Origin of the sequence: Bradyrhizobium sp. CCGUVB1N3, from assembly GCF_024199925.1 — a bacterium.
Classification (GTDB): Bacteria; Pseudomonadota; Alphaproteobacteria; order Rhizobiales; family Xanthobacteraceae; genus Bradyrhizobium.
The window spans coordinates 63,186-87,516 of record NZ_JANADR010000001.1 but is presented as its reverse complement, the minus strand read 5'-3'; the positions used below and the strand labels follow the sequence as shown (position 1 = coordinate 87,516).

24 protein-coding genes are annotated in these 24,331 nt (G+C 62.7%); 7 read left to right on the top strand and 17 right to left on the bottom strand.

What is annotated here, in order from left to right:
* Positions 1-48: 48 nt before the first annotated feature.
* From NLM33_RS00440 to NLM33_RS00425, 4 genes are all read right to left on the bottom strand, one after another.
* Positions 49-1,950 carry an ABC transporter substrate-binding protein gene (locus NLM33_RS00440; protein WP_254093720.1) on the bottom strand — a complete coding sequence of 634 codons (1,902 nt, stop codon included), beginning with the start codon at positions 1,948-1,950 and terminating at the stop codon, positions 49-51.
* 176 nt (positions 1,951-2,126) lie between these two features.
* On the bottom strand, positions 2,127-3,107 hold the full coding sequence (locus tag NLM33_RS00435) for a peptidyl-alpha-hydroxyglycine alpha-amidating lyase family protein (protein WP_254093719.1): 981 nt from the start codon (positions 3,105-3,107) through the stop codon (positions 2,127-2,129).
* 21 nt (positions 3,108-3,128) lie between these two features.
* A complete protein-coding gene (locus NLM33_RS00430; protein WP_254093718.1) occupies positions 3,129-3,800 on the bottom strand; it encodes a 4-carboxy-4-hydroxy-2-oxoadipate aldolase/oxaloacetate decarboxylase in 672 nt (223 codons plus the stop codon).
* Between the two features lie 97 nt (positions 3,801-3,897).
* Positions 3,898-4,884, bottom strand: a complete 987-nt coding sequence (locus NLM33_RS00425; protein ID WP_254093717.1) for a LysR substrate-binding domain-containing protein — start codon at positions 4,882-4,884, stop codon at positions 3,898-3,900.
* Between the two features lie 130 nt (positions 4,885-5,014).
* Between NLM33_RS00425 and NLM33_RS00420 the strand changes: the two genes are divergently transcribed.
* Genes NLM33_RS00420 through NLM33_RS00395 form a run of 6 tightly spaced genes read left to right on the top strand, consistent with a single transcriptional unit; the run spans position 5,015 to position 9,680 of the window.
* On the top strand, positions 5,015-5,773 hold the full coding sequence (locus tag NLM33_RS00420; protein WP_254093715.1) for an SDR family oxidoreductase: 759 nt from the start codon (positions 5,015-5,017) through the stop codon (positions 5,771-5,773).
* Between the two features lie 44 nt (positions 5,774-5,817).
* Complete coding sequence (gene accB, locus NLM33_RS00415; RefSeq protein ID WP_254093713.1) at positions 5,818-6,273, top strand: acetyl-CoA carboxylase biotin carboxyl carrier protein; 456 nt, start codon at positions 5,818-5,820, stop codon at positions 6,271-6,273.
* The gene (accC, locus tag NLM33_RS00410) at positions 6,273-7,628 is read left to right on the top strand and encodes an acetyl-CoA carboxylase biotin carboxylase subunit (protein WP_254093711.1); all 1,356 of its coding nucleotides are present in this window, start codon (positions 6,273-6,275) and stop codon (positions 7,626-7,628) included. Before accB ends, accC begins: the two co-directional genes overlap by 1 nt.
* Positions 7,625-8,287: a 5-oxoprolinase subunit PxpB gene (gene pxpB / locus NLM33_RS00405; protein WP_254093709.1), complete on the top strand. Its 663-nt coding sequence runs from the start codon at positions 7,625-7,627 to the stop codon at positions 8,285-8,287. Before accC ends, pxpB (NLM33_RS00405) begins: the two co-directional genes overlap by 4 nt.
* On the top strand, positions 8,284-9,267 hold the full coding sequence (locus tag NLM33_RS00400) for a biotin-dependent carboxyltransferase family protein (RefSeq protein ID WP_254093707.1): 984 nt from the start codon (positions 8,284-8,286) through the stop codon (positions 9,265-9,267). The genes pxpB (NLM33_RS00405) and NLM33_RS00400 overlap by 4 nt, the downstream gene beginning before the upstream one ends.
* A complete protein-coding gene (locus NLM33_RS00395) occupies positions 9,258-9,680 on the top strand; it encodes a biotin/lipoyl-containing protein (protein ID WP_254093705.1) in 423 nt (140 codons plus the stop codon). Before NLM33_RS00400 ends, NLM33_RS00395 begins: the two co-directional genes overlap by 10 nt.
* 30 nt (positions 9,681-9,710) lie before the next feature.
* On the opposite strand, the gene NLM33_RS00390 is transcribed toward NLM33_RS00395, so the two are convergent.
* The 9 genes from NLM33_RS00390 to NLM33_RS00350 form a co-directional block, all read right to left on the bottom strand.
* Entirely contained in the window at positions 9,711-10,478 is a 768-nt protein-coding gene (locus NLM33_RS00390; RefSeq protein ID WP_254093703.1) for a LamB/YcsF family protein, read from the bottom strand.
* A 39-nt stretch (positions 10,479-10,517) separates the two neighbouring features.
* Positions 10,518-11,495, bottom strand: coding sequence for a biotin-dependent carboxyltransferase family protein (locus NLM33_RS00385; RefSeq protein ID WP_254093701.1), 978 nt, complete (start codon positions 11,493-11,495; stop codon positions 10,518-10,520).
* Positions 11,492-12,187, bottom strand: a complete 696-nt coding sequence (gene pxpB, locus NLM33_RS00380; protein ID WP_254093699.1) for a 5-oxoprolinase subunit PxpB — start codon at positions 12,185-12,187, stop codon at positions 11,492-11,494. The genes NLM33_RS00385 and pxpB (NLM33_RS00380) overlap by 4 nt, the downstream gene beginning before the upstream one ends.
* A gap of 214 nt (positions 12,188-12,401) precedes the next feature.
* A complete protein-coding gene (locus NLM33_RS00375; RefSeq protein WP_254093697.1) occupies positions 12,402-13,496 on the bottom strand; it encodes an ABC transporter ATP-binding protein in 1,095 nt (364 codons plus the stop codon).
* Positions 13,497-13,507: 11 nt separating this feature from the next.
* The gene (locus NLM33_RS00370) at positions 13,508-14,572 is read right to left on the bottom strand and encodes an extracellular solute-binding protein (protein ID WP_254093695.1); all 1,065 of its coding nucleotides are present in this window, start codon (positions 14,570-14,572) and stop codon (positions 13,508-13,510) included.
* Positions 14,573-14,599: 27 nt separating this feature from the next.
* Positions 14,600-15,403, bottom strand: coding sequence for an ABC transporter permease (locus tag NLM33_RS00365; RefSeq protein ID WP_254093693.1), 804 nt, complete (start codon positions 15,401-15,403; stop codon positions 14,600-14,602).
* Entirely contained in the window at positions 15,403-16,326 is a 924-nt protein-coding gene (locus tag NLM33_RS00360) for an ABC transporter permease (protein ID WP_254093691.1), read from the bottom strand. The genes NLM33_RS00365 and NLM33_RS00360 overlap by 1 nt, the downstream gene beginning before the upstream one ends.
* A 180-nt stretch (positions 16,327-16,506) precedes the next feature.
* Positions 16,507-17,709, bottom strand: coding sequence for a pyridoxal phosphate-dependent aminotransferase (locus NLM33_RS00355; RefSeq protein ID WP_254093689.1), 1,203 nt, complete (start codon positions 17,707-17,709; stop codon positions 16,507-16,509).
* A gap of 2 nt (positions 17,710-17,711) precedes the next feature.
* On the bottom strand, positions 17,712-18,506 hold the full coding sequence (locus NLM33_RS00350; protein ID WP_254093687.1) for an SDR family oxidoreductase: 795 nt from the start codon (positions 18,504-18,506) through the stop codon (positions 17,712-17,714).
* Between the two features lie 238 nt (positions 18,507-18,744).
* Between NLM33_RS00350 and NLM33_RS00345 the strand changes: the two genes are divergently transcribed.
* Positions 18,745-19,437, top strand: a complete 693-nt coding sequence (locus NLM33_RS00345; RefSeq protein WP_254093685.1) for an SDR family NAD(P)-dependent oxidoreductase — start codon at positions 18,745-18,747, stop codon at positions 19,435-19,437.
* 158 nt (positions 19,438-19,595) lie between these two features.
* Here the strand turns inward: NLM33_RS00345 and NLM33_RS00340 are convergent, their stop codons facing one another.
* From NLM33_RS00340 to NLM33_RS00325, 4 genes are all read right to left on the bottom strand, one after another.
* The gene (locus NLM33_RS00340) at positions 19,596-19,829 is read right to left on the bottom strand and encodes a hypothetical protein (protein WP_254093684.1); all 234 of its coding nucleotides are present in this window, start codon (positions 19,827-19,829) and stop codon (positions 19,596-19,598) included.
* Positions 19,826-20,047, bottom strand: coding sequence for a hypothetical protein (locus NLM33_RS00335; protein ID WP_254093683.1), 222 nt, complete (start codon positions 20,045-20,047; stop codon positions 19,826-19,828). The genes NLM33_RS00340 and NLM33_RS00335 overlap by 4 nt, the downstream gene beginning before the upstream one ends.
* Positions 20,048-20,317: 270 nt before the next feature.
* A complete protein-coding gene (locus tag NLM33_RS00330) occupies positions 20,318-21,064 on the bottom strand; it encodes a Crp/Fnr family transcriptional regulator (RefSeq protein ID WP_254093682.1) in 747 nt (248 codons plus the stop codon).
* Positions 21,064-24,231, bottom strand: a complete 3,168-nt coding sequence (locus tag NLM33_RS00325; RefSeq protein ID WP_254093681.1) for a CheR family methyltransferase — start codon at positions 24,229-24,231, stop codon at positions 21,064-21,066. Before NLM33_RS00325 ends, NLM33_RS00330 begins: the two co-directional genes overlap by 1 nt.
* Between the last annotated feature and the right edge of the window lie 100 nt (positions 24,232-24,331).

Sequence of the window (24,331 nt, the reverse complement as noted above, 5' to 3'; positions counted from 1 at the left end):
TCGTTCAGTCCGGCACGGCAAATGCGGTCGCTCTTGTGTCATCACATCCTAACTGGCCGGCTTCAGCCTGACGAACATGTAGCGCGAATTGCCCCAGTTCGGCACCGGGTTGGTGTAGGGATTCTCCGAGGTCGGAAAGCCGGTCCAGTAAGTCTGGTCCATTGCGGTGAATACGTTGTAAGCCATCAGCGGTATGGTGGGCATCTCCTTCACGGCGAGCTTGACGTACTCCTTGCCGAGTTCGATCGATTTCGGATCATCGAAGCCGACCGTCCGGATCTCCTCGATAATCTTGTCGAGCGCGGGATTGGACCAGCGCTGCCAGTTGCGGAGCGGCTGCGGTTTACCTGGCTCGGCGACGAACTGCGAATGCCAGCTGTCGAGGAAGTAGGACAAGTCCTGGTGGCCGCCCCAGGTTTCGACGCTCCATCCGATGAACGTGTCGAAATCGCCGGCCGCCCGTCGCGTGGGTAGCGTCCCCTGCGCGACATCGATCTTGGCGTCGATGCCCGCCTGCTTCCATAGCTGCACGATCATCGTTCCGGCGCGGGTCATCACCGGGCGCAAATCGCCTTCGACCATGACGCGGACGCTGAACGGCTTTCCGTCGGGCGTCATCCAGGCGCCGCCTCGCTTGCTGAATCCGGCCTTCTCCAGAAGTTCCTGCGCCGCCTGCGGATCGGTCTTCCACCAGCCCCTGCCGAACGCCTTGGCAATGTCCGCAGGATCGGATGGGATCTGCTCGCCCATGGAAGGTCGCAGCATATCGGCAATCTGCTTGCCGACCGTTGGGTCATACGGCTTGATCCGGCGCTTGCCCGTATCGATCTCGAATGCCTTGAGCCACTCCTCCATCGGCCCATGATAGGTTGCCGGATGGGTTCCGGTCGGCGGCACGCCGATCGCCGATATCGTGGCGGCGCCGCGATAGGCCGCCATCGCCACGGCCTTGATGTCGATCAACAGCGCCAGCGCCCATCGCACATCCGGGTTCTTGAAAACCTCATTCTGAGTATTGAAGATCACGGCGGGGAGCGTCGGGTCGGGGTGGCCATAGGGGAAGCCCCTGAACCATGCCCGCGTCGTCCTGCTTTGCTTCGCCAGGGCAAACATGCCCTCCGGCGCGATATCGTGGATCACGTCGAGCTCGTGGTTGAGCTGCGCGATCACCCGCTTCTCGGGCGGTCCGGGATCGACATAGGCGAGATATTTCGGACCGGGCTTGCCAAAGCGCGCAAGCGTGGTGCGCTGCCAGTCGTCCCGGAGCTGCCAAATGTACCATTTGCCGTCGGGATCGTAGGTCTGCAGTACGTAGGCGCCGAGAGAGATCGGCTTGTTGAAATCGAATTTGACGGGATCTTCGACTTTGTCGAAGACGTGTTTGGGCAGGATCCAGACCGCCCCCCAGCGCACCGTGAAATTGGCATGGAAGCGTGAATTGGGCTTCTTGAGCTTGAACACAACCGTATAGGCGTCCGGTGCATCAACGGATGCGACGTTGCTTGCCAGCACCGCGCTGAAGCGCATGCCCGGATTTTTGATCTGAGTAGTCACCGTCGAGACGACATCGTCGGCGGTGAATTCGACCCCGTCGCTCCAGAAGATGCCGCTGCGGAGCTTGACCGTCATTTCGCTAAAGTCGGCGTTGTATTGCGGCTTGTCGGCAGCCAGCGAATTGTCCCAGACACCGTCGAGGCCGCTCTCGGGGTCGATGTACCAAAGCGTATCGAGCGCGACCTGCTGCAGTCCGTTCGACTGCGATCCGGTATTGATCGCCCAGATGTTGAACCAGCCCGCGTTCTTGACGGTTCCCTCCGGGTTTTCCAGGATCAGCAAGTCCTTTCTCGGGATGTTTTGCGGAATGCCCTGCGCATGGCCCGGCGCCGCCAGCGGGACCAGCAGCGAGCCGAGCGTGCACGCAACCAGCAGCAATGCTCGAATGCAGCGCATCATGTTCTCCCGGCGCAGTTGTCTCAACGCTTGTTTTGGCTCGATGCTAGAGGCGCCAAAACCGTTGAACAACAAAAATCTTGAGCCGAGGGGAAGATGGGCTGCTCGCTCAGGACGAGGCGAGCTGCCGATTTGAAGGCGCGGCCAATGGCAAACGCCGCCTTTTGGGCTGAACGCTAGGAGCCTTCCTGCACACGCTCCAGCTTCTGCAGACAGCGCGTGGCGCGCACGACGGCAGGCATCTCCTCGTCCGGGAAGTTCGTCTTCCAGTCGGTGACGCCGACCTCGCCGACATACAGGTCGCCGTGCGAATCCAGCGCGATGCCATGCGGCGCCAGGAATTTTCCGCTCGCAACCCCCGGCCCCTCTTCGCCGCCGAGCCGCGCGATGCGCTTTCCCTTGGCATCGACGATCGACAGCCGCGGGCCGAGATTGGGCACCTTGCGGTTCACCGGCATGGCGGGGCCGAGCTCCCCGATGATGAAGGTCGGCTTGCTTCCGCCACAGCAACACAGCGCGCAGGGCCGATGCAGGTTATTCCACTGCGTCTCGTATCTGCCGTTGCCGTCGAACACCTGTACGCGGTGGTTCTCGCGGTCGGCGACGTAGACGAAACCATCTGCATCGGTGGCGATATTGTGCACGATGTTGAACTGCCCGGGATCGGTACCGGGCTCGCCCCAGCTCATGATCAGCTTGCCGCTGGGGGTGAACTTATGGACGCGGGCATTGCCGTAGCCGTCGGAGACGTAGATCTCACCGTTCGGCGACAGCGCGGTATGGGTGCAGCGATGAAAGGGATCGCCACTCATGAACGGCGCGGGCTTCTCGGGTACACCGATCGTGAGCAGAACCTTGCCGTCGGGGGTGCACTTGCGCACGGTATGGTCGCCGTCATCGGTGCAATAGAGATTGTCGTCGGCACCGATATGCAGGCCATGCGCACGGGTGAAGAGTCCTTCGCCCCAGCTCCGCAGGAAATTGCCATCGCGGTCGAGCACGACCATCGGATGGGCGCCGCGATTGAAGACGTAGACGCGGTCCTTGCTGTCAACCGCGACCGAAGCGACATCCGTCAGCTGCCAGCCATCCGGCAGCTTCGCCCAGTTTTCGACGACGCGGTAACGATGCTCGCCCGAGCCCAGAATGGCCGGCATATCCGCTCCCCGTTCGCCTCCTCAGGCAAAGGTACAATTCTTGGCCTCGAGCACCTTGCCGATGCCGGACAATTCGAGAATGTCGCCACCCGCCTTGAGCGCTTTCATCACAGCGGCTTCCTTTTCCTCGCGCGCGGAGGATTTGACGCAAACGTCGGCAATGTTCTCCTTGGGCACGATGACCACACCGTCATCGTCGGCGCTGACGATATCGCCTGGCCGGACTGCAATGCCGCCAATGACGATCGGCTGATTGATGTAGCCGAGGGTCTCCTTGACGGTTCCCTTCATGCACAGTCCATAAGAGAAAACATGGAAGCCGGTGTTGCGGATCGCCGGTCCATCGCGCACGCCGGCATCAGTGACCAAGCCGGCAAGCCCCTTGGCGACACAGGCTGTCGCCAGCACCTCGCCGAAACCGCCCTGCTCCGGATGGTCGCCTGCGCTCACCACGAGCACATCGCCCGGTTTGGCCAGCGAGATCGCCGTGATGAGCATCATGTTGTCGCCGGGGTGGCAGCTCACCGTAAACGCCGGCCCACAGGCCCGCATTCCCGGATAGATCGGCTTGATCCTGGACGTCAAAGCACCCGAGCGCCCCTGCGCCTCATGAAGGGTGGATGGAGGATATTGCTTGATGCGCTCGACGAGGTCTGCGGCGGGTCGATCGAATGTTCTGACAACGTGAACCATGGTCCCTCCAAGGGTCCGCAATCTGCGCTTCATCCCCAATAGTCGACCGTCTCACGTCGGAGAATTTCAGATTTTAGGATTGCCGCATTGTATTTCGTTATGGCTCGTCCTTCGGGCCGCCCAGAGGCGCTGCTGGGCCACCTGCAGCGACGGCAGCCGAGCCGGAGGAGCAATCGAACTGCCCCCAGTTCTTGACGATGATCTCGAGCAATATCTTGTAAACGGCGAATGCGGCATCGGACAAAGCGACGTTATCGGAAATGCATAGCGACATTTGCTGCGACGCCGACGCCGCATCGATCCGCCGAATGCAGAGTTCATCGAAGTTCGGCAACGCCTTTGCGATCGACATGGGTAGCACGGCGGCACCCAATCCAGCTGCGATCGCCGAAGAAAGGGTCGACTGCGAATGAATCTCGGCGATGACGCGCGGGCGGAGTCCCACCTCGGCGCAGACCCGTTCGACCGCCTGCCGCAGGAACGATTCTCGATATGGAAGAAGCAGGTCGAATTGCGCGAGCTCCGCCGCCGAAACCTCTTCCGAAGGCACCTGATTCGAATACATGATGCGGGGCGCGACCAGATAGAAGTGCTCGCGCATCAGCGGCTTGTAATCGAGGCCGGTCACCGGACGATCACCGTACAGGACGGCGATGTCCATGCTCGCCTTCAGCACCATTTCGCTGAGCATGATCCCGGAACTGTCGTAAATGTGCAGCACGACGCCGGGATGGCGTTCACGTACCTGCATCAGCAGCGGGGTCGCGAGCAATGCCGCGGAGCTGAGCGGCGCCAGGCCGATCGTAACGTTGCCGGTCAGCCCCGATCGGTTCTCAAAGATCGTACGCCGCGCCTCGTCAATCTGCCGCTGGATCGACTTGGCATAGCGGTAGAGGATTTGACCCGCGTCGGTCGGCCTGACGCCCCGGGCGCTGCGATCCAGCAGCTTTCGCTTGAAGTCGACCTCGAGGCTGGCGATCTGCTGGCTCAGCGCCGGCTGGGCAATGTTGAGCAGTTTCGCCGCACGCGACATGCTTCCGAGGTCGACGACTTTGACGAAGGCTTCGAGGCGGCGCGTGTCCAATACGGGGTTCCCAACAACAAGGTCATCACGGCAGCAGCAATACGCTGGAGCTATGGGACTAGAACGAAATGTTCTTACCACCTGGAACCCGCCGGGCCTATAGGTAACCCTGCACAGAGGAGCCGAACGAATGGGATTTTCAGACTATCGAACGGCGCTGGTGACGGGTGCCTCCTCGGGCATCGGGTCTGCGACGGTTCGCCGCCTGAGCGCCGAGGGGCTGGATGTCTATGCGGTGGCGCGCGACGCGGACCGGCTGGCGGCGCTGTCGGCCGAGACCGGTTGCCACGCCTGCACCGTTGACGTTAGCGACCTGGACGCGCTGACGGCGCTGGCAAACTCGGCCGAATTCGACGTTCTCATCAACAATGCCGGCCAGTCCCGGCGTGGCAATATCCTGGACACCACGCCCGACGACGTCGACGCCCTGATCGACGTCAATTTGCGCGCCGTCCTGCATCTGACCCGGCTGATCGTGCCCGGCATGGCGAAGCGCGACCGTGGCCATGTCGTCAACATCTCGTCGATAGCCGGCCATTATGCCTTCGGCGGGGGAAATACCGTGTATCACGCAACGAAGGCGGGCATTCATTCGCTCTCGCAGCAATTGCGAGTCGATCTCTATGGCACCCGGGTCCGCGTGACCGAGGTTTCGCCGGCCCGCGTGGAGACGGAAGTCTTCGGACGGCTGCTGGGCGATCTTGCCGAAGCCAAGCGCCGCTTTTTCGACGATTACGACGCACTGCAGCCCGAGGACATCGCCAATTCGATCGCTTTCGCGATTGGCTCGCCCGCGCGCATGAACGTTGCATTCATGGAGGTGCTGCCAACTCAGCAGGTCGTCGGCGGCCTCAACTTCGCGCAGAGACATCGGCAGGCCGCGACTTGATGATCGAGAGGCGCGCATCGATACTCTAGACAGGGGCGATGACCGTGGATCTCGCTAAAATCGAGCAATTGGTCGATCTGGTCTCGCGATCGCGCATCGCGGAGCTGGAGTTGACCCAAGATGGGACGCGCATCCGCATCCTGAAAGGCTCGGCGCCGCGCGAGGCGAATCCCGTCTCGCCTCGTGCCCTGCATGGATCGGACGTTCCCAAGCATGAGCCGGTCCCCTCGCCGGCCGTGCCTGCCGTCGAAGAGAGCGTCGTGCCCGCACCGATGCATGGCGTGTTTTATCGAGCCGCGGCGCCAAACGAGCCACCGCTGGTGGAGATCGGCAGCACCATCGAAGCGGGCCAGAAAATATGCATCATCGAAGCGATGAAGACGTTCATCGACGTCACCGCCGAGACGTCCGGTGTCGTTGTGGCCGTTCTCGTCGAGGACGGTAACGAGATCGAAGCGGGACAGGCGCTGTTCCGGATCCGACCTGCAGGCCCCTCCTGATGTTCGACAAGGTCCTGATCGCCAATCGCGGCGAGATCGCGCTTCGCATCCAGCGCGCCTGCTGGGCGATGGGCCTCAAGACCGTCGTCATTCACTCTGAGGCGGACCGGGACGCGCGATACGTTGCGCTCGCAGACCAAGCGCTCTGCATCGGACCGGCTGCGGCGAGCAGCACCTACCTGAATTCAGCAGCGATCCTGCTCGCCGCGGAAGCCACCGGCGCGCAGGCGATTCATCCGGGCTACGGATTTCTGTCGGAAAGCGCTGATTTCGCCGACAGGGTTGCACAGGCCGGCCTCACCTTCATCGGCCCGCCGGCCGACTGCATCCGGACCATGGGCGACAAGGTCGCGGCCAAAAGAGCGATGCGGTTGGCCGGCGTTCCCTGCGTGCCCGGCCCGGACAGCGCCCTGCCCGACGATCCGGTGAAGGTACGCGCCATCGCGCGGGAGATCGGATATCCCGTCATCATCAAGGCAGCAGGCGGCGGTGGCGGGCGCGGCATGCGGATCGTGCGCGCTGAGCATGAACTCGCTGACGCGCTGGCGCTGACGCGCGCAGAAGCGAGCCAGGCCTTCAGGAACGCCGCCGTCTACATCGAGAAGTTCCTCGAAAAGCCGCGCCATATCGAAATTCAAGTCCTGTGCGATCAGCACGACAACCACCTTTGGCTTGGGGACCGCGACTGCTCGCTCCAGCGCAGGAACCAGAAGGTCGTCGAGGAGGCCCCCGCCCCCGGCATCGACCGTGCGCTCGTCGAGCGGGTCGGCGAGAGTTGTGTCGAAGCCTGTCGGCGGATCGGCTACCGCGGCGCAGGCACCTTCGAATTCCTCTACGAAGACGGGCAGTTCTTCTTCATCGAGATGAACACGCGCGTCCAGGTCGAGCACCCCGTCACCGAGATGACTACGGGCATCGACATCGTCAAGGAGCAGATCCGCATTGCACGCGGCGAGCCGTTGCTGATCTCGCAGGCGGGTATCGCGCGGAGCGGTCATGCCGTGGAATTTCGCATCAATGCAGAAGACCCGGTCACCTTTGCGCCTTCGCCTGGCGCCGTGACGCGCTGGGATGTTCCCGGCGGCATCGGCATCCGCGTCGACTCACACATCGTCGCCGGCGCCAATGTTCCGCGTCACTATGACTCGTTGATCGGCAAGCTCATCGCCCACGGCGCCACCCGCGACGAAGCACTGGCGCGCGCACGCGTCGCGCTATCCGAGCTGCGTGCTGAGGGCGTCCGGACCAATGTGCCGCTGCATCAGGCCATTCTGTCCGATCCAACGTTCTGCCGGGGCGGCTACGACATCCATCATCTAGAGCATTGGATGGCTGAGCGGAGAGCTGCAAAATGAGGGCTCTCGATCGACCACGGATCAGCCTGCTCGGCACGTCAGCTCTTCTGTTCGAGGCGCCGGGCACGTTTGACCTGCCGCACCAGCAACGCATCTGGGCGCTCGCCGCGGCGGCCTCGAAATGGCCGGGAATCCGCGAAGCCATCCCAGGCATCACCAACCTGATGCTGACCTTCGAAACGCCTCCCCGCGAGGTGGCTTCCCTGATCACAGCCCTCAACGAGGGATGGGACGAAGCGCAGGAGCTTCCGATCGGAGGTCGCGAGATCAGGCTGCCAGTCACCTATGGCGGAGAGATCGGATCGTCACTCCAGGCCGTTGCCGAACACACCGGCCTGTCTGTTGATGACGTGGTATCGATCCATGCCGCACCCCGCTACACCGTGTTCGCGCTAGGAAGTCATCCCGGCTATTGCTACCTCGGCGGCATGGACCCCCGCATAACCATGCCGCGCCGTCAGACGCCGCTGCAGCGTTCTGCCGGTGGCTCAGTGTCCATCGGCGGATCGCAGACCGGCGTCTCTGCTTCACCGGGCCCCAGTGGCTGGCACGCCATCGGACACACGACCTGGACGTTCTTCGATCCGTCCTGGCCGACGCCGGCCGCGCTCGCGCCGGGCGACACCATCCGCTTCGAGATCGAACGGGTGATCCGTTGATCGAGATCCTCTCAGTCCTCGGCCCGACCAGCGTCCAGGACCTCGGCCGCTTCGATCAATATCGGTTCGGGGTCGGCACCTCGGGCGCGATGGACGACGTCGCCCTGCGCGCCGGCAACATCCTGCTGGCCAACGACGAGAACGCCGCGGGCATTGAGATCCCGATGACGCCGTTCAAACTCCGCTTCTGCCGGAATATGGCTTTTGCGCTCACGGGCGCAGAGGTCGAAGCCGAGATCGGAGGACGAACGATCCCGCCGTGGTGGCGGTCGCAGGCGCGCGCCGGAGACACTCTCAGCCTCAAGGCGATGCCCCGTGGCGCAAGATGCTACCTGACCGTCAGTGGCGGCATCGACGTTCCCGCGGTCTTGGGATCACGGAGCACCCAGTTCCGGGGTGAGTTCGGCGGTCTTCACGGGCGACCTCTCCAACCGGGGGATATGCTGCCATGCGCCGCGCCCGATCCGCCGGCGGGAATCGGGGAACTCGGGATCGAACCGGCCGACATCGTCCTCGCCCGGCCGAACGCAGTAGCGGACGATATTACGGTCAGGGTCGTGATCGCCGGCGAATACGATGCGTTCGACGGCGCCACGCAGAAGCTGTTCTGGCGCAGCAGTTGGAAGATCACGCCACAGAGCAACCGCTACGGTTACCGCCTGCAGGGTCCCGCCGTAAAACCGGCCTCACCGATCGAAAAACGATCGCACGGCATCGTCCCGGGCGTCATCCAGATCCCGCCCAATGGGCAGCCCATCATCCAGATGCGCGATGCGCAGACCTCCGGCGGCTACCCGAAAATCGCAACCGTGATCAGGGCTGATCTTTGGCGCGTCGGGCAGGCAAGGCTCGGCAGCAGACTGCGGTTCGAGCAAACTGCGTATCCGGATGCGCTTGCAGCCGAGACCGATATCTCGGCCTATCTTGATCGGCTCAGGACCAACGTTCGACTTCTCGAGGAGCTTCGCAGATGCCGATAGATGCATCCCACATCGAACGCCTGGCCAGGCTCCTGGAGATATACGGCGTCGCGTCCATCGAGATCGAAGACAAGGACCAGTCGTTGAAACTCGTCGTGGAGACCGGCGCGTCTTCGCCGGCGCCTGCCGCAGCATCCAGCCCTCGCCAGGATCCGCACGTCGTCGCGACGGCTGATGTCGCGGGGCATTTCCTCGCCGGGCATCCCTGGCGGACAAAGCCGTTCGTCGAGCCCGGCCAACAGATCCACGCCGGCGCGATCGTCGGCCTCGTCAAGGTGGGTCTGATCTATGCGCCGGTTCTGTCTCCCGCCGAGGGTATCCTCGATGCTGTCCTCGCCGAGACAGGCGCGATGGTCGGCTACGGAACGCCCATCGCCAGGATTCGCCCCCTTGTCGAGGCCTGCTCGACCTGACCGACGGCCCCGCGAGGCCAGCCAACCCGCCTAGTTGACCAACACCTTCGCCGGGGCGACCTCGCCGCCCCCCTGCTCCACCACGCGCCGTACCGTGGCCGCCAGATCGACGGAGCCGGGAGTGTCGCTGTGAATGAGAATCGAGCGCGCCTCGACCTTGATCGTCTTGCCCTCGATCGTCTTCACCGTGCCGCTGTCCAGAAACCTCTGAACCCGCTCTGCCACGGCCTCCGACGAGGTGATGACCGAATTGGGCAGCTTGCGAGACACGAGATGGCCGTTCTCGTCGTAGGCGCGATCCGCCAGAAAGAGCGTCAGCACCCGCAGGCCGACCTTGCGGGCGGCGTGTACGATCGCGGCGTCGGGCTGCGAGAACACGATGAAGTCTCGATCGATGGTTGCGATTGCGCGGGCGACGACGGCGGCCATATCCGGATCGGCGTTCACCATGTTGCCCATCGCCGCATGGAAGCTGACATGGGTCACGCGGTGGCCGGCATTGGCCGCGATCCCCTGGAGCGCGCCGATCTGATAGACCATATGCTTCTCGAGCTCGGCCGCATCCATCTGGATCACGCGGCGGCCAAATCCGAGCAGGTCCGGCAGACCCGGATGCGCGCCGATCTCGACCCCCTTGGCCTTTGCCATCCGGACCGTGCGATCCATGATGATGGGGTCGCCGGCATGGAAGCCGCACGCCACATTGGCGGAGGAGACGATTCCCATGAGCGCCTCGTCGTCACAAATGCGATAGTTGCCGAAGCCTTCGCCCATGTCCGAGTTGATGCCGATTTTCATGTCTGAACCACCCTTTTTTTGATTGTTGCCCAGTTCCACTCAGAGCGTTCGATAAAGATCGGCGGTCGCGCGTACCCTGCCGATGTAGTCGCTGACGGGAGCCATAGCCGCTACGGCATCCCGATAGCTGACCTCGCTGAAGGTGATGAATGATCCCGGCCGCGCCTGGCCCAAGCGCCAGAGATCGGCCTGGATCACGGCGGCCATCTTCGGGTAGCCGCCAGCCGTATTCGCATCGCTCATCTGAATGATCGGCTCACCGGAGGGCGGCACCTGCACGACGCCTGCCACTACGCCGTGTGACCGCATCTCGACCGGCGCAGCCAATGTCAGGTTGGCTCCGCCAAGCCGATATCCACCCCGATCGCTCTGCGCGCTGATCTTCCATCTTGTCGACCAGAACGTACCCTGCATCTCCTCGGAAAACAGATCGTACTCTCCGGCACGGATGACGCGCACCCGCAGAACGCGTTCCTCCGCCGGATCGGACTCCGCGATCGCGATCTCGGGTGGCTCGGCACCAAACTCGATGCGGCCCGGGGATTCGCGTTGCGGATTCCCAACCGGCACGACGTCACCCGACTGCAAGGCACGCCCATCCAACCCGCCGAACCCTGCGCGAAGATGCGTGCTCCGTGAGCCGAGCACCGGCGGAACGTCGATGCCTCCAGCGAGCGAGACATAGACGCGGGCACCACGTTTGGGCGAGCCGATCGTGAGGATATCGCCTGCCCGCGCCCGCATGCACCACCAGGGCGGAACGGCTCGCTGCCCCAGCCTTGCATCACAATCGGCTCCAGTGAGCGCAAACGAGATGTCAGCTTTGAAACGCAGCCGGAAGGGAAAGGTCTGCACCTCGATGCTTGCGGCGTCACCATCGTTGCCGAGAAGCGCGTTGCCAGCTTCGAGAGCGACCGGATCCATGGCGCCCGACGTGCTCACACCGAAGCGGCGCGCGCCACGGCGGCCGCGGTCCTGGATCGTGTTGAACGCGTGGCTGGTCAGGATCTCGATCACAGTTCGATCCGATCGATTCTGAACTTGACGCGATCGCCAGGTGCCATCAGCGACGGCTGCGTCTTGCGGGGATCGAACATCGTCATCTCGGCCCGGCCGATTGCGTTCCAGCCGTTCGGGCTCGTGAGCACCGCCACACCGGTCTGCATGCCGCCGATCGTGACTGAACCTGCACGCATGTTGAGCGACGGCACCGACTTGCGCGGCATGAATATCCGAGGATCGAGGCCATGGAGATAGCCGAAGCCAGGGGAGCTTGCGATCGCACAGACGGTATATTCGCCCTCACTGTGGATCCTGATCACTTCCCGCGCCGACAGCCCCGAGCGAGCCACGACAGCCGGCAGATCGAAGCCAAGCTCGCCGCCGTAAACAACGGGAATCTCGATCAGCTTGCCATTGGGACTGCGCGGGCTCAAACGATGCCACAGTTCGATGATGTCGACCGCAAGCGCGCCGATGTCGTCCGGCGGCTGCACGAAAGTGAGCATGACGTTGGTCACGCCCACAACGGCCTCTTCGACATTGGGCCAGGACGAAAGCACGTCGGCAAGCGACCAGACGCGCCCCTGTTGAACGAGGTCGAACTCCCCCGGCGCCTCCACCAACATGGCGAGCGTGCCGATCAGGCTGATCTTTGGATCCTTCTCGAGCACGCCGACGAAGGGAGAGACACGATGGGTGATCGACAAACAGCGCTCCGGAGATCGACGCGCGGCGCTGTGGCCGCTACACCCAATCTAGATGACCTGCGCGAGCCGAACCAACACGTTGTCGCTCTGCGGGTATAGGGGATATTGATTGCTGGCGAGATGTCCTGCCGCCGCACCGCGACGTGCGCCAGCGGGCGCATGAGTTGCGCTTCGCTATCCCGTCCGACTGTCCTCGGGCTTACGACCCCGACTCTCAATGCCGCGCAATCACGTGATTGCTCGGTGCGTTCCATCGCGCAACGACCTGCTGGCCCACCGCGTAGCGGAGCTCCGATTGCTGCGTTTGGTTTTGCTCGAACACAATCAGTTGCTCGCCGCTCGTCGTCCTTAGATAATAGTGACTGACGAAGCCACGGTAGACGACCTGATCGATCCGCGCGGCCACACTGTTGGGCCGATCCACCGCGCCGTCTTGGTCGGCTCCCTCGACGATGATTGCTTCCGGCCTGATCGAGACCATCACGTCCGCCGCAGAAGCCGGCACCTGATCGACCTGGAGCCTCAGATCCTGCGACACGCGAATGATCGCGCCGTCACCATTGCGCTGCTCGACCTTGCCCTCGAACAGGTTGGAGGCACCGATGAACTTTGCAACGAATTTAGAGGCCGGCCGCTGATAGATCTCGGTCGCCGAGCCGACCTGCTCGAGCTTGCCGTCCCGCATCACCACGATTTTGTCGGCCATCGTCAGAGCCTCATCCTGGTCGTGCGTGACCATGATGGTGGTCAGGCCCAGTCGCCGTTGGAGGGCTCGCAATTCGACCTGCATGCTTTCGCGAAGCCCCTTGTCGAGCGCACCCAACGGCTCATCGAGCAGCAGCATCGCAGGCTCGATCACCAGCGCCCGTCCCAGCGCGACGCGCTGCTGCTGGCCACCCGAGAGCTGGGCAGGATATCGCTTCCCGAAGTTCGAAAGCTGGACGAGGCTCAACGCCGCGGCGACCTTCTTGGCGGCCTCCGCCTTGCCGATGCCGCGCATCTGCAGGCCGAATGCGATGTTCTCCTCGATCGTCATGTGCGGAAACAACGCGTAGTTCTGGAACAGCATCCCGATGTTGCGACGATGCACCGGCACATCGGTAATCTTGGCGTTGTTCACCAGGACATCACCGGATGTCGGGCGGATCAGTCCTGCGATCATGCGAAGGCAGGTCGTTTTCCCGCACCCGCTCGGACCGAGCAGGGCAACCATATGACCCGGCTCGATCGTCAGAGATACCTCATCGACCGCGACCGTCCGGTTATACTCCTTGCTGAGGCGTTCAAGCCTGACTTCGGAGGACCTCATGGCTACCCGCCTCAGCTTGTGAACACTTGGTTGTAGCGCTCCAGCCAGGGGCCTCGGCGCGGCACGATGAAATTCCAATCCGGAGTGAAGAGCCCGAGATCAGTCGCCTTGGTATCCGGATATGCGAGGAACTTCGCCGTCTCCGGCTTGAAGTCGATGCCGCTGACCGAGGGCGCGCTCAGCGTCTGCTCGGAGAGCATCTTGGCAACCGACGGCTCGAGAATGCGGTTGATGAGTGCGGCTCCCAATTCCGGTTCGGGCGCATTCTTGACCACCGTCATGCTGTTGATGCCCGTGAACGCACCCTCCTTGGGGAACGTCATGTCGAGCGGCATGCCCTTCGCCGTGTGCGGGTAAATGGCTTTCGAGTACTCGATGCCACCGATCGTCGCCTGCCCCTGGGCAACCTGGAGAACCTGCGCCTCGCTGTCATAGATCGTCAGCACGTTCGGCTTGAGCGTCGCCAGCTTGTCCCAACCCTGGTCGACCAGGTACTGGGCCTCCTTGAACGGCTTGCCCGTCACGAGCGACGTCGCGGCGATGAGCATCAGCACGCTCTGGGTGTTCTTCGGCGTATTCAGGAGAATTTGCTTGCGATACTTCGCATCAAAGATCTGTTCGTAGCTCTCGATCGGTTTCGTCACCTGCGGGTTGATGAACAGCGCCGCACTCGAGATCGAGAACCCGACGCCGTAGCCGTCCTCGAAGATGTAGCGCGGATACACCTTCCCGAGATTGGGAATCTTGGCGGGATCGAGTTTGTCGATCAAACCCTCCTGCTTCGCCTGCGGGATGCCGACGTCATCCATCATCATGACGCTGTATCGTGGCGTATCGCGCGTCGCGCGGAGTGCGGCAATGTTGGAGAGCGTCGCTCCTTCAATCGTAAAGACGCGACACTTGAACTCGGCCTCGAACTTGGGAATGACCTCCTTCTGGATCAGCTTGCCCAGAGCGGAGTTGTAGACGCCGACATGAAGCTGCTTGGCGTCCTGTGACCACGCCCGGCTAATGATCGTCGGGAAAGCAACCGCGGATGCACCGGCCTTGATGAGAGTCCTACGCGTCAGTCTCATGGTTCAATCTCCATCTACGAAGTAAAATCAGGCAGCCAACGCGCGGCGAAGGCCTACCAACTTTTCCAGAAGCAGGACGCCGACCATCGCCATCAGGATGATGATCGTCGACATCGCGGGCACGGAAGGATCAAACACGTTGACGAGTTGCCGCATCAGCACGAGCGGCACCGGCGAGTACTCGGAATTGGCGAGCCACATCGTGACCGGATAATTGTCAAAGGACACCATGAAGGCGAACAGTCCGCCGGCGGCAACCCCGGATGCGATCTGCGGCAGCGTCACACGCCAGAAGGTCCACAGCCGGTTCGCTCCCAGCGTACGAGCGGCATCCTCCAGGTTCTCGTCCACCAGCTGCAGGCTGGTGACCACCGTCCGGATGACATACGGCGAGGTTACGACAATGTGCCCGATCAACAGGTTCAGCCTCGCATCCTGCGAGCCGAGCTTGGTGAGGACCTGGAGCAGCGCAAGGCCGGTCACCAGGGCGGGGAAAATCAATGGCGAAAGCAGGAAGCCCTTGATGGCCGCCAGGCCAAAGAAATTTCCGCGCACCAGCGCAAACGACGCCGGCACACCGAGCAGCAGCGAGCCCGCCGTCGTGCCGAGCGCGAGCAGGATGCTCAGCCGCATCGCTTCCAGGAAGTCACGATCCCCGAGGACCTTGAAATACCATTTGAGCGTAAAACCCTGGGGCGGAAACGTCACGAAGTAGGAGTCGGAAACCGACACCGCCATGACGAGAAGCAGCGGCGCCATGATGAAGATCATCATCGCGGTCGTGATCGCGTAGAGCACATATGCGCCAAATCCGGAAAAGTGCTCGTCCATCAGCTCGGCCTCCGGAGACGGCGGCCCTCGAGAAGCCACATCGAGAAACCATTGACCGCGAAGACAACGCCGACCAGGACCACGGCGATCGCGGCGCCGAACGGCCAGTCGTACACGACGAAAATCTGCTGCTCGATCAGATTGCCCAGCATGATCGCGGAGGCCCCTCCCAGGATGGCGGGGATGACGAAGGAACCGGCCGTCAGCGAGAACACCAGGGTGAAACCCGCCACGAAACCGGGCATGCTCAACGGCAGCGTCACCCGCAGGAAGACTTTCCACCACGGCGCGCCGAGAACGCGGGCCGCATCCTCCAGATTGCGATCGATCTTGCCGAGCGCGGATGCCAGCGGCAGGACCATCATCGGAAAGAACACATGCAGCGAGCCGATGACCACGGCCTTCTCGGTATAGAGGACCGATACCGGCCCATCGACGATGTGCAGCGTCATCAGGATCCAGTTCAACATCCCCTTCGGGCCGTTCGCCAGGATCAACTGCCACCCGTAGCCACGCACGACGACGCTGACGACCAGCGGCGCGATGACGATGAGCGTGATAATCCGCGTAACGAGGGGGCGGCTCTTCACCATGACCAGCGCAACCGGATAGGCCAATAACGTCGCAAGGGCCGACGTGATCAGGCTGATCCTCAGCGTCGTCCAGAACACGCGCGCATAGAGCTCGACATCAATGAGCCTTGCGTAGTGCGCGAGCGTGAAAGGAGGCCCGATAATGCCCTGGCTGTTCTGGGTTTGAATACTCGAGAACAGCAGCCTTATTGCCGGATAGAAGAAGAAATAGGCCAGGAAGGCCAGCATCGGGAGCGCGAGCAGCCCGGCGGGCAAGTTCAGGCGCCACCGCGATCCCTGTCGGGTCTCCGGTGGGGCACCTACAACAGCCACCGCATCGTCGCTGGTCATTGCTGGCCGTCCCCGACTGCGCGATCCCAAGATCTACCCCTCTTTAAGCAAAGCTTAGACACGGGAACCCTTCAGGGCCAAGATTGTCTCCGTTTAGGGGCATTGCAAACGGTTATGACAATGGGTGTGGCATCCTGTGCCTGAACTTCGGTCACCGGGCCGGCTCTTCCATACCTTCCCTCAACGCAAGCCTTCGCAGAAGCTCGCGATGCGCCGGCAGCCCTCCTTCAGTGTCTCGATATCGGTCGCGTAGGAGATCCGGAAATACGGGCTCATTCCATAAGCGCCGCCATGAACAGCGGCGACGTACTGCTCTTCCAGAAGAGCCGAAATGAAGTCGGCGTCGGTGTCCAGCCGCCGTCCTCCCTTGGACGTCTTGCCAATGCAACCGGCGATGTTCGGGAACACGTAGAATGCGCCCTGCGGCTTGTGGCAGGTGATCCCGGGGATCTGACTGAGGAGCGAGACCACCAGATCGCGCCTGTCGCGATAGATATCGGCCCGCTCTTTCAGATAGTCCTGAGGACCATCCAGAACCGCCACGGCGGCCGCCTGGCTCAGCGTGCAGATGCCGCCCGTCGCCTGACCGTGAACGTTGTTCATGGCGGCAATCAAGCTTTTGGGGCCACCGCAATAGCCGACGCGCCATCCCGTCATGGCGTAGGCCTTGGAAGCACCGTTTACCGTTACGACGCGATCCTTCAGCCTCGGCTCCACCTCCGCGATCGTGCAGAACTCGAAGCCGTCATAGGTGAGGTGTTCATAGATGTCGTCGGTGAGGATCCAGACATCAGGATGCTTCAGCATGACGTCTGCGATCGCGCGCATCTCGGCGCGCGAGCAGGCGGCGCCAGTCGGGTTGTTCGGGAAATTCAGGATCAGCCACTTGGTCTGTGGCGTGATCGCAGCCTCGAGATCCGCCGGCCGAAGCTTGAACTGGTTGTTCTCCGGGCACGGCACCGAAACCGGCGTCGCTTCGGCGAGGAGAACGATGTCCGCGTAGGTGATCCAGCCCGGCGCCGGAATGACCACCTCGTCGCCGGGATTGCAGGTGGCGAACAGCGCGTTGAAGATGATCTGCTTGCCCCCGTTGGCGATCAGGATTTCATCAAGGGCATATTCGAGATTGTTCTCACGCTTGAACTTGCGCTGGACCGCGGTTCTCAGGGCCACTGTCCCGGGCATCGCCGGATATTTGGTGTCTCCCGCCAGCGCCGCCCGATGCGCGGCATCGATGGCATGCGGAGGCGTCGGGAAATCAGGCTCGCCGGACGACAGGCTGACGATCTTGACGCCTGCATCGCGCAGCTCACGCGCCTTGTCCGTCATCGCCGCCGAGGCGGACACTTTTACGGTTTTGAGGCGGTTCGCAAGTTCAGGCATCGTCAGCTCCGTTTCTTGATCTCTGTCTGTTGCGCAGCCTCTGTTCGACGCGCAAATCGCAGGTCACCCACGACCTGAAATATTGGAATGACCTCGAGCATCGCGACGTTCATGCGCATCGGCGATCCCACGGCGAATGCGATTGCGTCCGCAATGTCCTCGGGTTGAAGCGTCTCGAAGGCGCCGACAAAGCGGTCATTGCCGCCGCCGCCGACGTCCGGATTCTGAAAAATGCCGGTCGCGACCCGACCCGGCGACACCTCGGTGACGCGGACCCGGGTGCCGAAGAGATCGACGCGCAGCTGCCGCGACAGCGAATGGATGCCCGCCTTGGTCGCGTGATAGGCGACCGAGGAATTGAACGTCGTTGCGTTCTCGCCGAATGCATAGTGGCCGGCGATGGAGGAGATGTTGACGACGTGGCCGCGGTCACGTTTGGCCATGCCTGGCACGATCACTCGCGTGAGATGCAGGACCGCCCGCAAATTCACGTCCACGAGCGTATCGACGTCATCAGGGGCGGTATCCAGAATATTGCTGCGCCGGGACTGGCCGGCGTTGTTGACGAGCACGTCGAACTCGGCCGAGCCCGCCAGTTGCGTCAGCGCGCCCAGATCGTTCACGTCAACCGCACAGGCGCGGCACCCGGTCTCCGCCGACAAGGCCGCCAGTCGTCCCTCGTCCCGAGCAACCGCATAAACCTCAAGGCCCTCCGCGCAGAGGCGGCGGACCGTCGCAGCCCCGATTCCCGAGGACGCACCCGTTACCAATGCCGTTCGAAAATCCGCAAATCCCATCCGCAATGGCTCTCTTGCGATCAAGCGGAGCGGGCGAACACTACGTTCACATAAATGGACGCGGATAGAACGGATTCGATCTGCCCTCATAAGCATGGCCGATAGCTCCGCCGGCCCCGCCCCGCGGTCCCATAAGCATCACCGATACCGGCAGAGTGAATCGCTCTTACTCGCTTTCGGCCACGTCCCCCTACATTCGCTCCGGCCGTTTTTGGTTCACCCTTGGAGAGAAACGTACATGCTGGAGGTCAACAACCGGGTCGTCATGGTCTCGGGCGCCTCGCGCGGCATCGGACGCGCCGTCGTCGATCGACTGCTGGCATCGGGTTTCCGTGTCTCGGCGGGAGTTCGTAACCCGAGTGCCCTCCAGGAGAGCCAGCGGCTCATGACGCACCGCTACGATGCTGACGATGCCGAGAGTCCCAAAGCATGGGTCAAGGCGACGCTCGCGCGCTGGGGCGGCGTGGACGCGATCGTCAACGCAGCCGGCATCAATCCGAAGGTCCGCGTATCCGACGAAGGCGAAGACGAATTGGAAGACATGTGGCGGATCAACGTCAAAGGCCCGCTGCGTGTCATCAGGGCCGCCCTGCCTCATCTGGCAGTATGTGGCCATGGGCGAGTGGTCAATCTCGGGTCGCTTTCCGGCAAGCGCGTGGGAAGCAATGTCGGCTACGCCATGACCAAATTCGCCGTGGTTGCACTCACGCATGGCATCCGCCGTGAGGGTCGCGCTGCAGGAATCCGGGCGACCGTCATATGCCCCGGCTATGTCGCCACCGACATGACGATTAAAGATGACGAAATTCCCCGCCACGAGATGAGTCAGCCCGGCGACATCGCGCAACTGGTCGAGACCGCCCTCATGCTGCCCAACAACGCCTCGGTCTCAGAGCTGCTCGTCCACTGTCAGTTCGAGCCGATGTTGTAGGATACCTTCAGCGCAGCCTCGAAGTGGCGGGGTTGCGACGCCCCCCGCAAAAAACTCGAAAACAACCCCATGCAAAGTAGCCGTCAATCCCGAACACGGGATGATACGGATTTTACGAAATCGATTGACACGTCGGGCAAATCACCGGCATGATGCCATCATCGCAGACTGGCGCACACGGCCTGGCCATGAAGCTGTGTCACGCGATCAGGCATTTGCGAGACGGCTTCGAATTTCGCGATGCGCTGGTCCAGGCGCCACAACTCGATGCGATAGAAGCTCACCAGCGTTTGGGCCTTTCGCTTGGCATCCTCCTCGCCGTCGCAGACGAGATTGATGCAACCGAAGACATGGCCGTCGGGATCAATCTGGAATGCCCGGTAATGTTTCATGATCTGCCCTCTCCTTGCCAGCGCTTGCGGACGGCCGGGGCGGTCAGCCAATCGGTCAGATTGGACGCCAATTCGTCCTGTTTCGCACGACGCAGCAACATCTCTCGCTCCCTGCCGGCCGGAAGACGGCGGGCATGTTGGCGGGCCTGTTCGGCCGAAATCTGCAAACGCTCCTGAAGCGAATGCGTCTGTTTGGTTCGATTACGTTTGTCGGTCATTTTCTGCAATCACGGATGATCTGGTTCGAAGGGAGTCGGCCCCGACCGGAGGCTCAGAGCGCCGGGGCCGATCACCTACCGCAGCGGGAGCGGCCCGGGCGAACAGCCTTGGTAGCTTCGGGGCGGAACCGGGTTCCGGCATTTCCATAGGTTAAGCAAATGCGATTGTTATGAGCAGGCTGACAAAACGCTGCATCGCAGCACGATAAAATCGCGCTGCTGCCCTGTGTACTCGCGACACGATGCGCCCGAGCACGGCGGTGTCTGAAACTACTTGCTGCGATAGTGTTGCAGATAGCTCGGCGAGTACAGCGCAGCGTCCTTGAGTGCCTCGAGGTCGTTGACGGTCAAGGTGCGCTCGCGCAGCACGATCAGGCCGGCGGCGCGCAATTCCTGCACGGTGCGATTGAGATGGACCACCGACAGGCCGGTGGCGTCGGCCAGATCCATCTGGGTTACCGGCATGATGCAGGAATTGCCGTCGATCATTCCGACCGGGCGCAGCCGCTCAAAAATCTCGCAGAACAGATGCGCTACACGTTCCAGCGCGACGCGGCGGCCGAGATTGATGGCCCATTCGCGCTGGATGGCGCTGCTCACGAGCGTCTCGCACCAGAACGCCTCCGCGAGCGAACGGTCGCTCGCGACAAGACTCTCGAAACGCGCACGCTTGATTTCAGTATAGACGACCGGCGTCAGCGTCGCGATGGAGTGATCCATTACCGCCAGCAGGAACGCATGCGCGTCGCAGGTTTCGCCCGGAAAGATGAAATTGACGATCTGGCGGCGCCCGTCCTCCAGTGTCTTGTAGCGGCAGAGCCATCCCGACAGCACGATGCGGACGCTGTCGATGGGATCACCCTCGGAGATCAGGTCCTCGCCCGATCCGGCGCGCTGCATTCCCTCGAGGACGGCGTGCTCGAGCGAAGCGGGGGCCTGGGCCGACAAGGTCCGCAACGCATTCAGCCGGCGAATGACCGGATCAGTCACGCTTCGATCGAGAGTCGACACGGGCATCAACTACCGCCCCCCGGCGTATGGAACGTGCGCTTGCTCAACGGAATGGTGATCGTGCATTGCAGTCCTGAAGCGCTGAACGCCATCGTCGTCTGCCCCTTGAACTCGAACGCCAGCGTGCGCTCGAGAAGCTCGGTGCCAAAGCCCTGTCGCGGCGGCGGTGTAACCTGCGGCCCGCCCCGCTCGCGCCATTCGAAGACCAGCTCCGCCGGATCAGTGGACTCATCGAGGCGCCAGGTGATCTCGAGCCGCCCCGTGGGCCGACTCAAGGCGCCGTATTTCAACGCATTGGTCGCGAGCTCGTGGATGGCGAGCGCGAAGGTCTCGGCGGCCTTCGGCTGGAGACGCACCTTGGGGCCGGAGACCCGCACCTGCTCGCCTTCCCTGGCATTATAGGCCAGGAGCTCCTCGACGACGAGATATTCGAGATCGACGCCGCCCTCGGGATCGCGGGTGACCAGCGCCTGGGTGCGTGCGAAGGCGTTGAGCCGGCCGTCCAGGTGAGAGGCGTATTCCTCGACGGTGGAGCTCGATTCCGCCGACCGGCGGGCGATCGAGCGCACGACGCCGAGCGTGTTGCGGACGCGATGCTGAAGTTCGGCCAGCAGCAGGCGCTGCCGCTCCTCGGCGCGGGTGATCGCGGTGACGTCGATGAAGGTGATGACGACCCCGGCAATGAAATTGTCGATGCTGCGATAAGGCAGGATGCGCACGATGTAGCGCGTGCCGCTATCCTGCGCGGTCAGCTCGCGCTCGGCACTCGCCAGCGTCCGCAGCACGCGGCGAACGTCGTCATAGAGCTCCTCGATAGGGATGCGCGCCTTGATGTGGGCAATGGGACGGCCGACGTCGGTTTCCACCAGGTGCAGGACCCGCGTGATCGCGGGCGTAAAGTTCATCACCCGCAAATCGTTGTCGAGGAACACGGTCGCGATCTGCGTGCTCTCGAGGAAATTCTTCAGATCGCTCGTGGCGCGGGTCAATTCCTGCACGCGGTGCGCCAGCTCGCCATTGACCGTGGTCAGCTCCTCGTTGACCGACTGCAATTCCTCGCGCGAGGTCTCGAGCTCCTCATTGGCCGATTGCAGCTCTTCGTTCAGCGACTGGTATTCCTCGTTGGAGGATTTCAGCTCCTCGTTGGTGCTCTCCAGCTCCTCGATGGTCGCCTGCAACCGCTCACGCGTCGCCCGCAGCTCGCTCTCGAGCCGCTCGACATGCTCGGTGCGCACCAGCACATTGGTATTGCCCTGGTTGGCATCGATCACCCGGACCGGGCCGTCCTTGAACAGGACGAGGAAATTGCGATGGCCACCGGCGCCGTCCTGGATCGGCTCGACGGTGATATCGACCAGCACACGGTGGCCGTTCACCCCGAGCTGCACCTGCTCGGCATGGGCTGGTTCGTTGGTCTCGGCGGCGTGGCTGAGCGCCGTGCGCAATTCGAGCCTGAGATCGCGGTGGACGAGCTGAAGCAGGTCGAGCGTGGCGGCGCCCGCGGTCGGCTCGATGTACCGGCCCGTGCGCCCCGAAAAGTGCAGTATCTGGAAATTGTCGTCGGTGATGACATAGGCGGGCGCGTATCGCTCCGCGACGCGCTGCGCGCGGCGCTCCAGGCCCACATCCGGGCCGAACGAGCGCACCGGTGGCACATCGACCGGTACCCTGCCCGCTGAGGTCGTGATCGGAAATTCCGGCGGCAGCCGCGTTCCGGTCTCGAGCTTCTTGAAGATGCGGGCACGGCGGTCGACCGGCGCAAACAGCTTCGGATGCCGCGTGACGTTCTCGGAATTACCGAGAAACAGGAAGCGATCCGCCAACAGTGCAAAATGGAACAGCGGGATAACCCGATTCTGCAATTCGGCGTTGAGGTAGATGAGAAGGTTGCGGCAGGAGACGAGATCGAGCTTGGAGAACGGCGCGTCCTTGATGACGTTGTGCTGCGAGAAGATGCACATTTCGCGCAATTCCTTCACCACACAATAGGTGTCTCCCTCGCGCACGAACCAGCGCGCCAGGCGCTCGCTGGTCATGTCCGCTTCGATGGTGGTGCGGTAGCGGCCAACCCGCGCGGCCGCCAGTGCCCGGCCGTCGATGTCGGTCGCAAAAATCTGGACCTGCGGCGCGGAATCCAGCCGCGCCACGTGCTCGCGCAAGAGGATGCCGATCGAGTAGGCCTCCTCGCCGGTGGCGCAGCCGAGCACCCAGATGCGAACCTGCTGGCCCGCGCCCTTGCCTTCGAATATCTTCGGAATGATCTGGGTCTCGAGCACCTCGAACTCGCGCTTGTCGCGGAAGAACTCGGTGACGCCGATCAGAAGATTGTTGAAGAGGTGCTGGGCCTCGTCCTTGTCGTTGCGGAGGAAGTCGACATAGGCGGGAATCTCGTCAATCTGAACCACCTGCATGCGCCGCTGGACGCGGCGAAGGAAGGTGTTCTGCTTGTAGCCGTGGAAATCGTTGCCGGTCTTGTTGCGCAGGATGTCGGCGATGCGCGAGAGCGAGGTCGCAGCCGCGGCCAGCACCTCGTCGAAACCCTGCTTCTCCTCGAGGCGCCGCAGGTGACGGGCATAGACCTGGATGTGCTCGGGGATATCCTCCGGCGGTAGCACGTAGTCGGCAATGGAGGCAGGCGTGTTGCCGTCAAGCAGATGCTCGGGCCCGGGACTCACGGCCTTCTCGGCGATGGCAAGACCGCCGTGGTCCTTGAGCGTCGCAGTGCCGAGCGTGCCGTCGCCGCCGGTGCCGGCGAGGATCACGCCGATCGACTGCTCGGCGCGCTCTTCGGCGAGCGACACCAGAAAACTGTCGATCGTGGCGCGCTCGCCGGGTGCCTGCTCGGCCTTGCGGATCGCGAAACGGTCGCCCTGGATGGTGGTGATCATCGCCGGCGGGCACAGATAGATCGTGCCCCCCTCGATTGCCGCGGCCTCACCGATGTCGGTGACCTTGGCGCCATTGGATCCCCGCACGATCTCGCGCAGCCGGGCCGGGTCGAATGCCTCGTGATGCTGAAGCGCCAGCACGATAACCTGATCGTTCGCCACCGTCAGCTTGGCAAAGAAACGCTCAATGCTGTCCAGAGCGCCGGGCGATGCGCCCACCCCGATGATCAGCGGGGCCTTGGCCTGACGCTCTCCCTCGACCGGCTGGTCGCCGACTTCATTCATGGCTCTGGTAGCTCTCGTTGGCTAGCCGGGAGCGACGGGCGCCCGGCCCCTGCAAATAGCAGAAACCAATCTTACCCCAACAGCTCAAAGGCAGAAACGT

Excerpts from the sequence above, each read along its gene's own strand:
- NLM33_RS00420 (WP_254093715.1), top strand. The coding sequence starts at position 5,015 with ATGGGATTTTCAGACTATCGAACGGCGCTGGTGACGGGTGCCTCCTCG.
- NLM33_RS00375 (WP_254093697.1), bottom strand. The coding sequence starts at position 13,496 with ATGAGGTCCTCCGAAGTCAGGCTTGAACGCCTCAGCAAGGAGTATAAC.
- NLM33_RS00340 (WP_254093684.1), bottom strand. The coding sequence starts at position 19,829 with ATGAAACATTACCGGGCATTCCAGATTGATCCCGACGGCCATGTCTTC.
- NLM33_RS00430 (WP_254093718.1), bottom strand. The coding sequence starts at position 3,800 with ATGGTTCACGTTGTCAGAACATTCGATCGACCCGCCGCAGACCTCGTC.
- NLM33_RS00335 (WP_254093683.1), bottom strand. The coding sequence starts at position 20,047 with ATGACCGACAAACGTAATCGAACCAAACAGACGCATTCGCTTCAGGAG.
- NLM33_RS00395 (WP_254093705.1), top strand. The coding sequence starts at position 9,258 with ATGCCGATAGATGCATCCCACATCGAACGCCTGGCCAGGCTCCTGGAG.
- NLM33_RS00345 (WP_254093685.1), top strand. The coding sequence starts at position 18,745 with ATGCTGGAGGTCAACAACCGGGTCGTCATGGTCTCGGGCGCCTCGCGC.
- NLM33_RS00355 (WP_254093689.1), bottom strand. The coding sequence starts at position 17,709 with ATGCCTGAACTTGCGAACCGCCTCAAAACCGTAAAAGTGTCCGCCTCG.
- NLM33_RS00365 (WP_254093693.1), bottom strand. The coding sequence starts at position 15,403 with ATGGACGAGCACTTTTCCGGATTTGGCGCATATGTGCTCTACGCGATC.
- NLM33_RS00440 (WP_254093720.1), bottom strand. The coding sequence starts at position 1,950 with ATGCGCTGCATTCGAGCATTGCTGCTGGTTGCGTGCACGCTCGGCTCG.
- NLM33_RS00325 (WP_254093681.1), bottom strand. The coding sequence starts at position 24,231 with ATGAATGAAGTCGGCGACCAGCCGGTCGAGGGAGAGCGTCAGGCCAAG.
- NLM33_RS00435 (WP_254093719.1), bottom strand. The coding sequence starts at position 3,107 with ATGCCGGCCATTCTGGGCTCGGGCGAGCATCGTTACCGCGTCGTCGAA.
- NLM33_RS00330 (WP_254093682.1), bottom strand. The coding sequence starts at position 21,064 with ATGCCCGTGTCGACTCTCGATCGAAGCGTGACTGATCCGGTCATTCGC.
- NLM33_RS00350 (WP_254093687.1), bottom strand. The coding sequence starts at position 18,506 with ATGGGATTTGCGGATTTTCGAACGGCATTGGTAACGGGTGCGTCCTCG.
- pxpB (WP_254093709.1), top strand. The coding sequence starts at position 7,625 with ATGAGGGCTCTCGATCGACCACGGATCAGCCTGCTCGGCACGTCAGCT.
- NLM33_RS00390 (WP_254093703.1), bottom strand. The coding sequence starts at position 10,478 with ATGAAAATCGGCATCAACTCGGACATGGGCGAAGGCTTCGGCAACTAT.
- NLM33_RS00370 (WP_254093695.1), bottom strand. The coding sequence starts at position 14,572 with ATGAGACTGACGCGTAGGACTCTCATCAAGGCCGGTGCATCCGCGGTT.
- NLM33_RS00360 (WP_254093691.1), bottom strand. The coding sequence starts at position 16,326 with ATGACCAGCGACGATGCGGTGGCTGTTGTAGGTGCCCCACCGGAGACC.
- accC (WP_254093711.1), top strand. The coding sequence starts at position 6,273 with ATGTTCGACAAGGTCCTGATCGCCAATCGCGGCGAGATCGCGCTTCGC.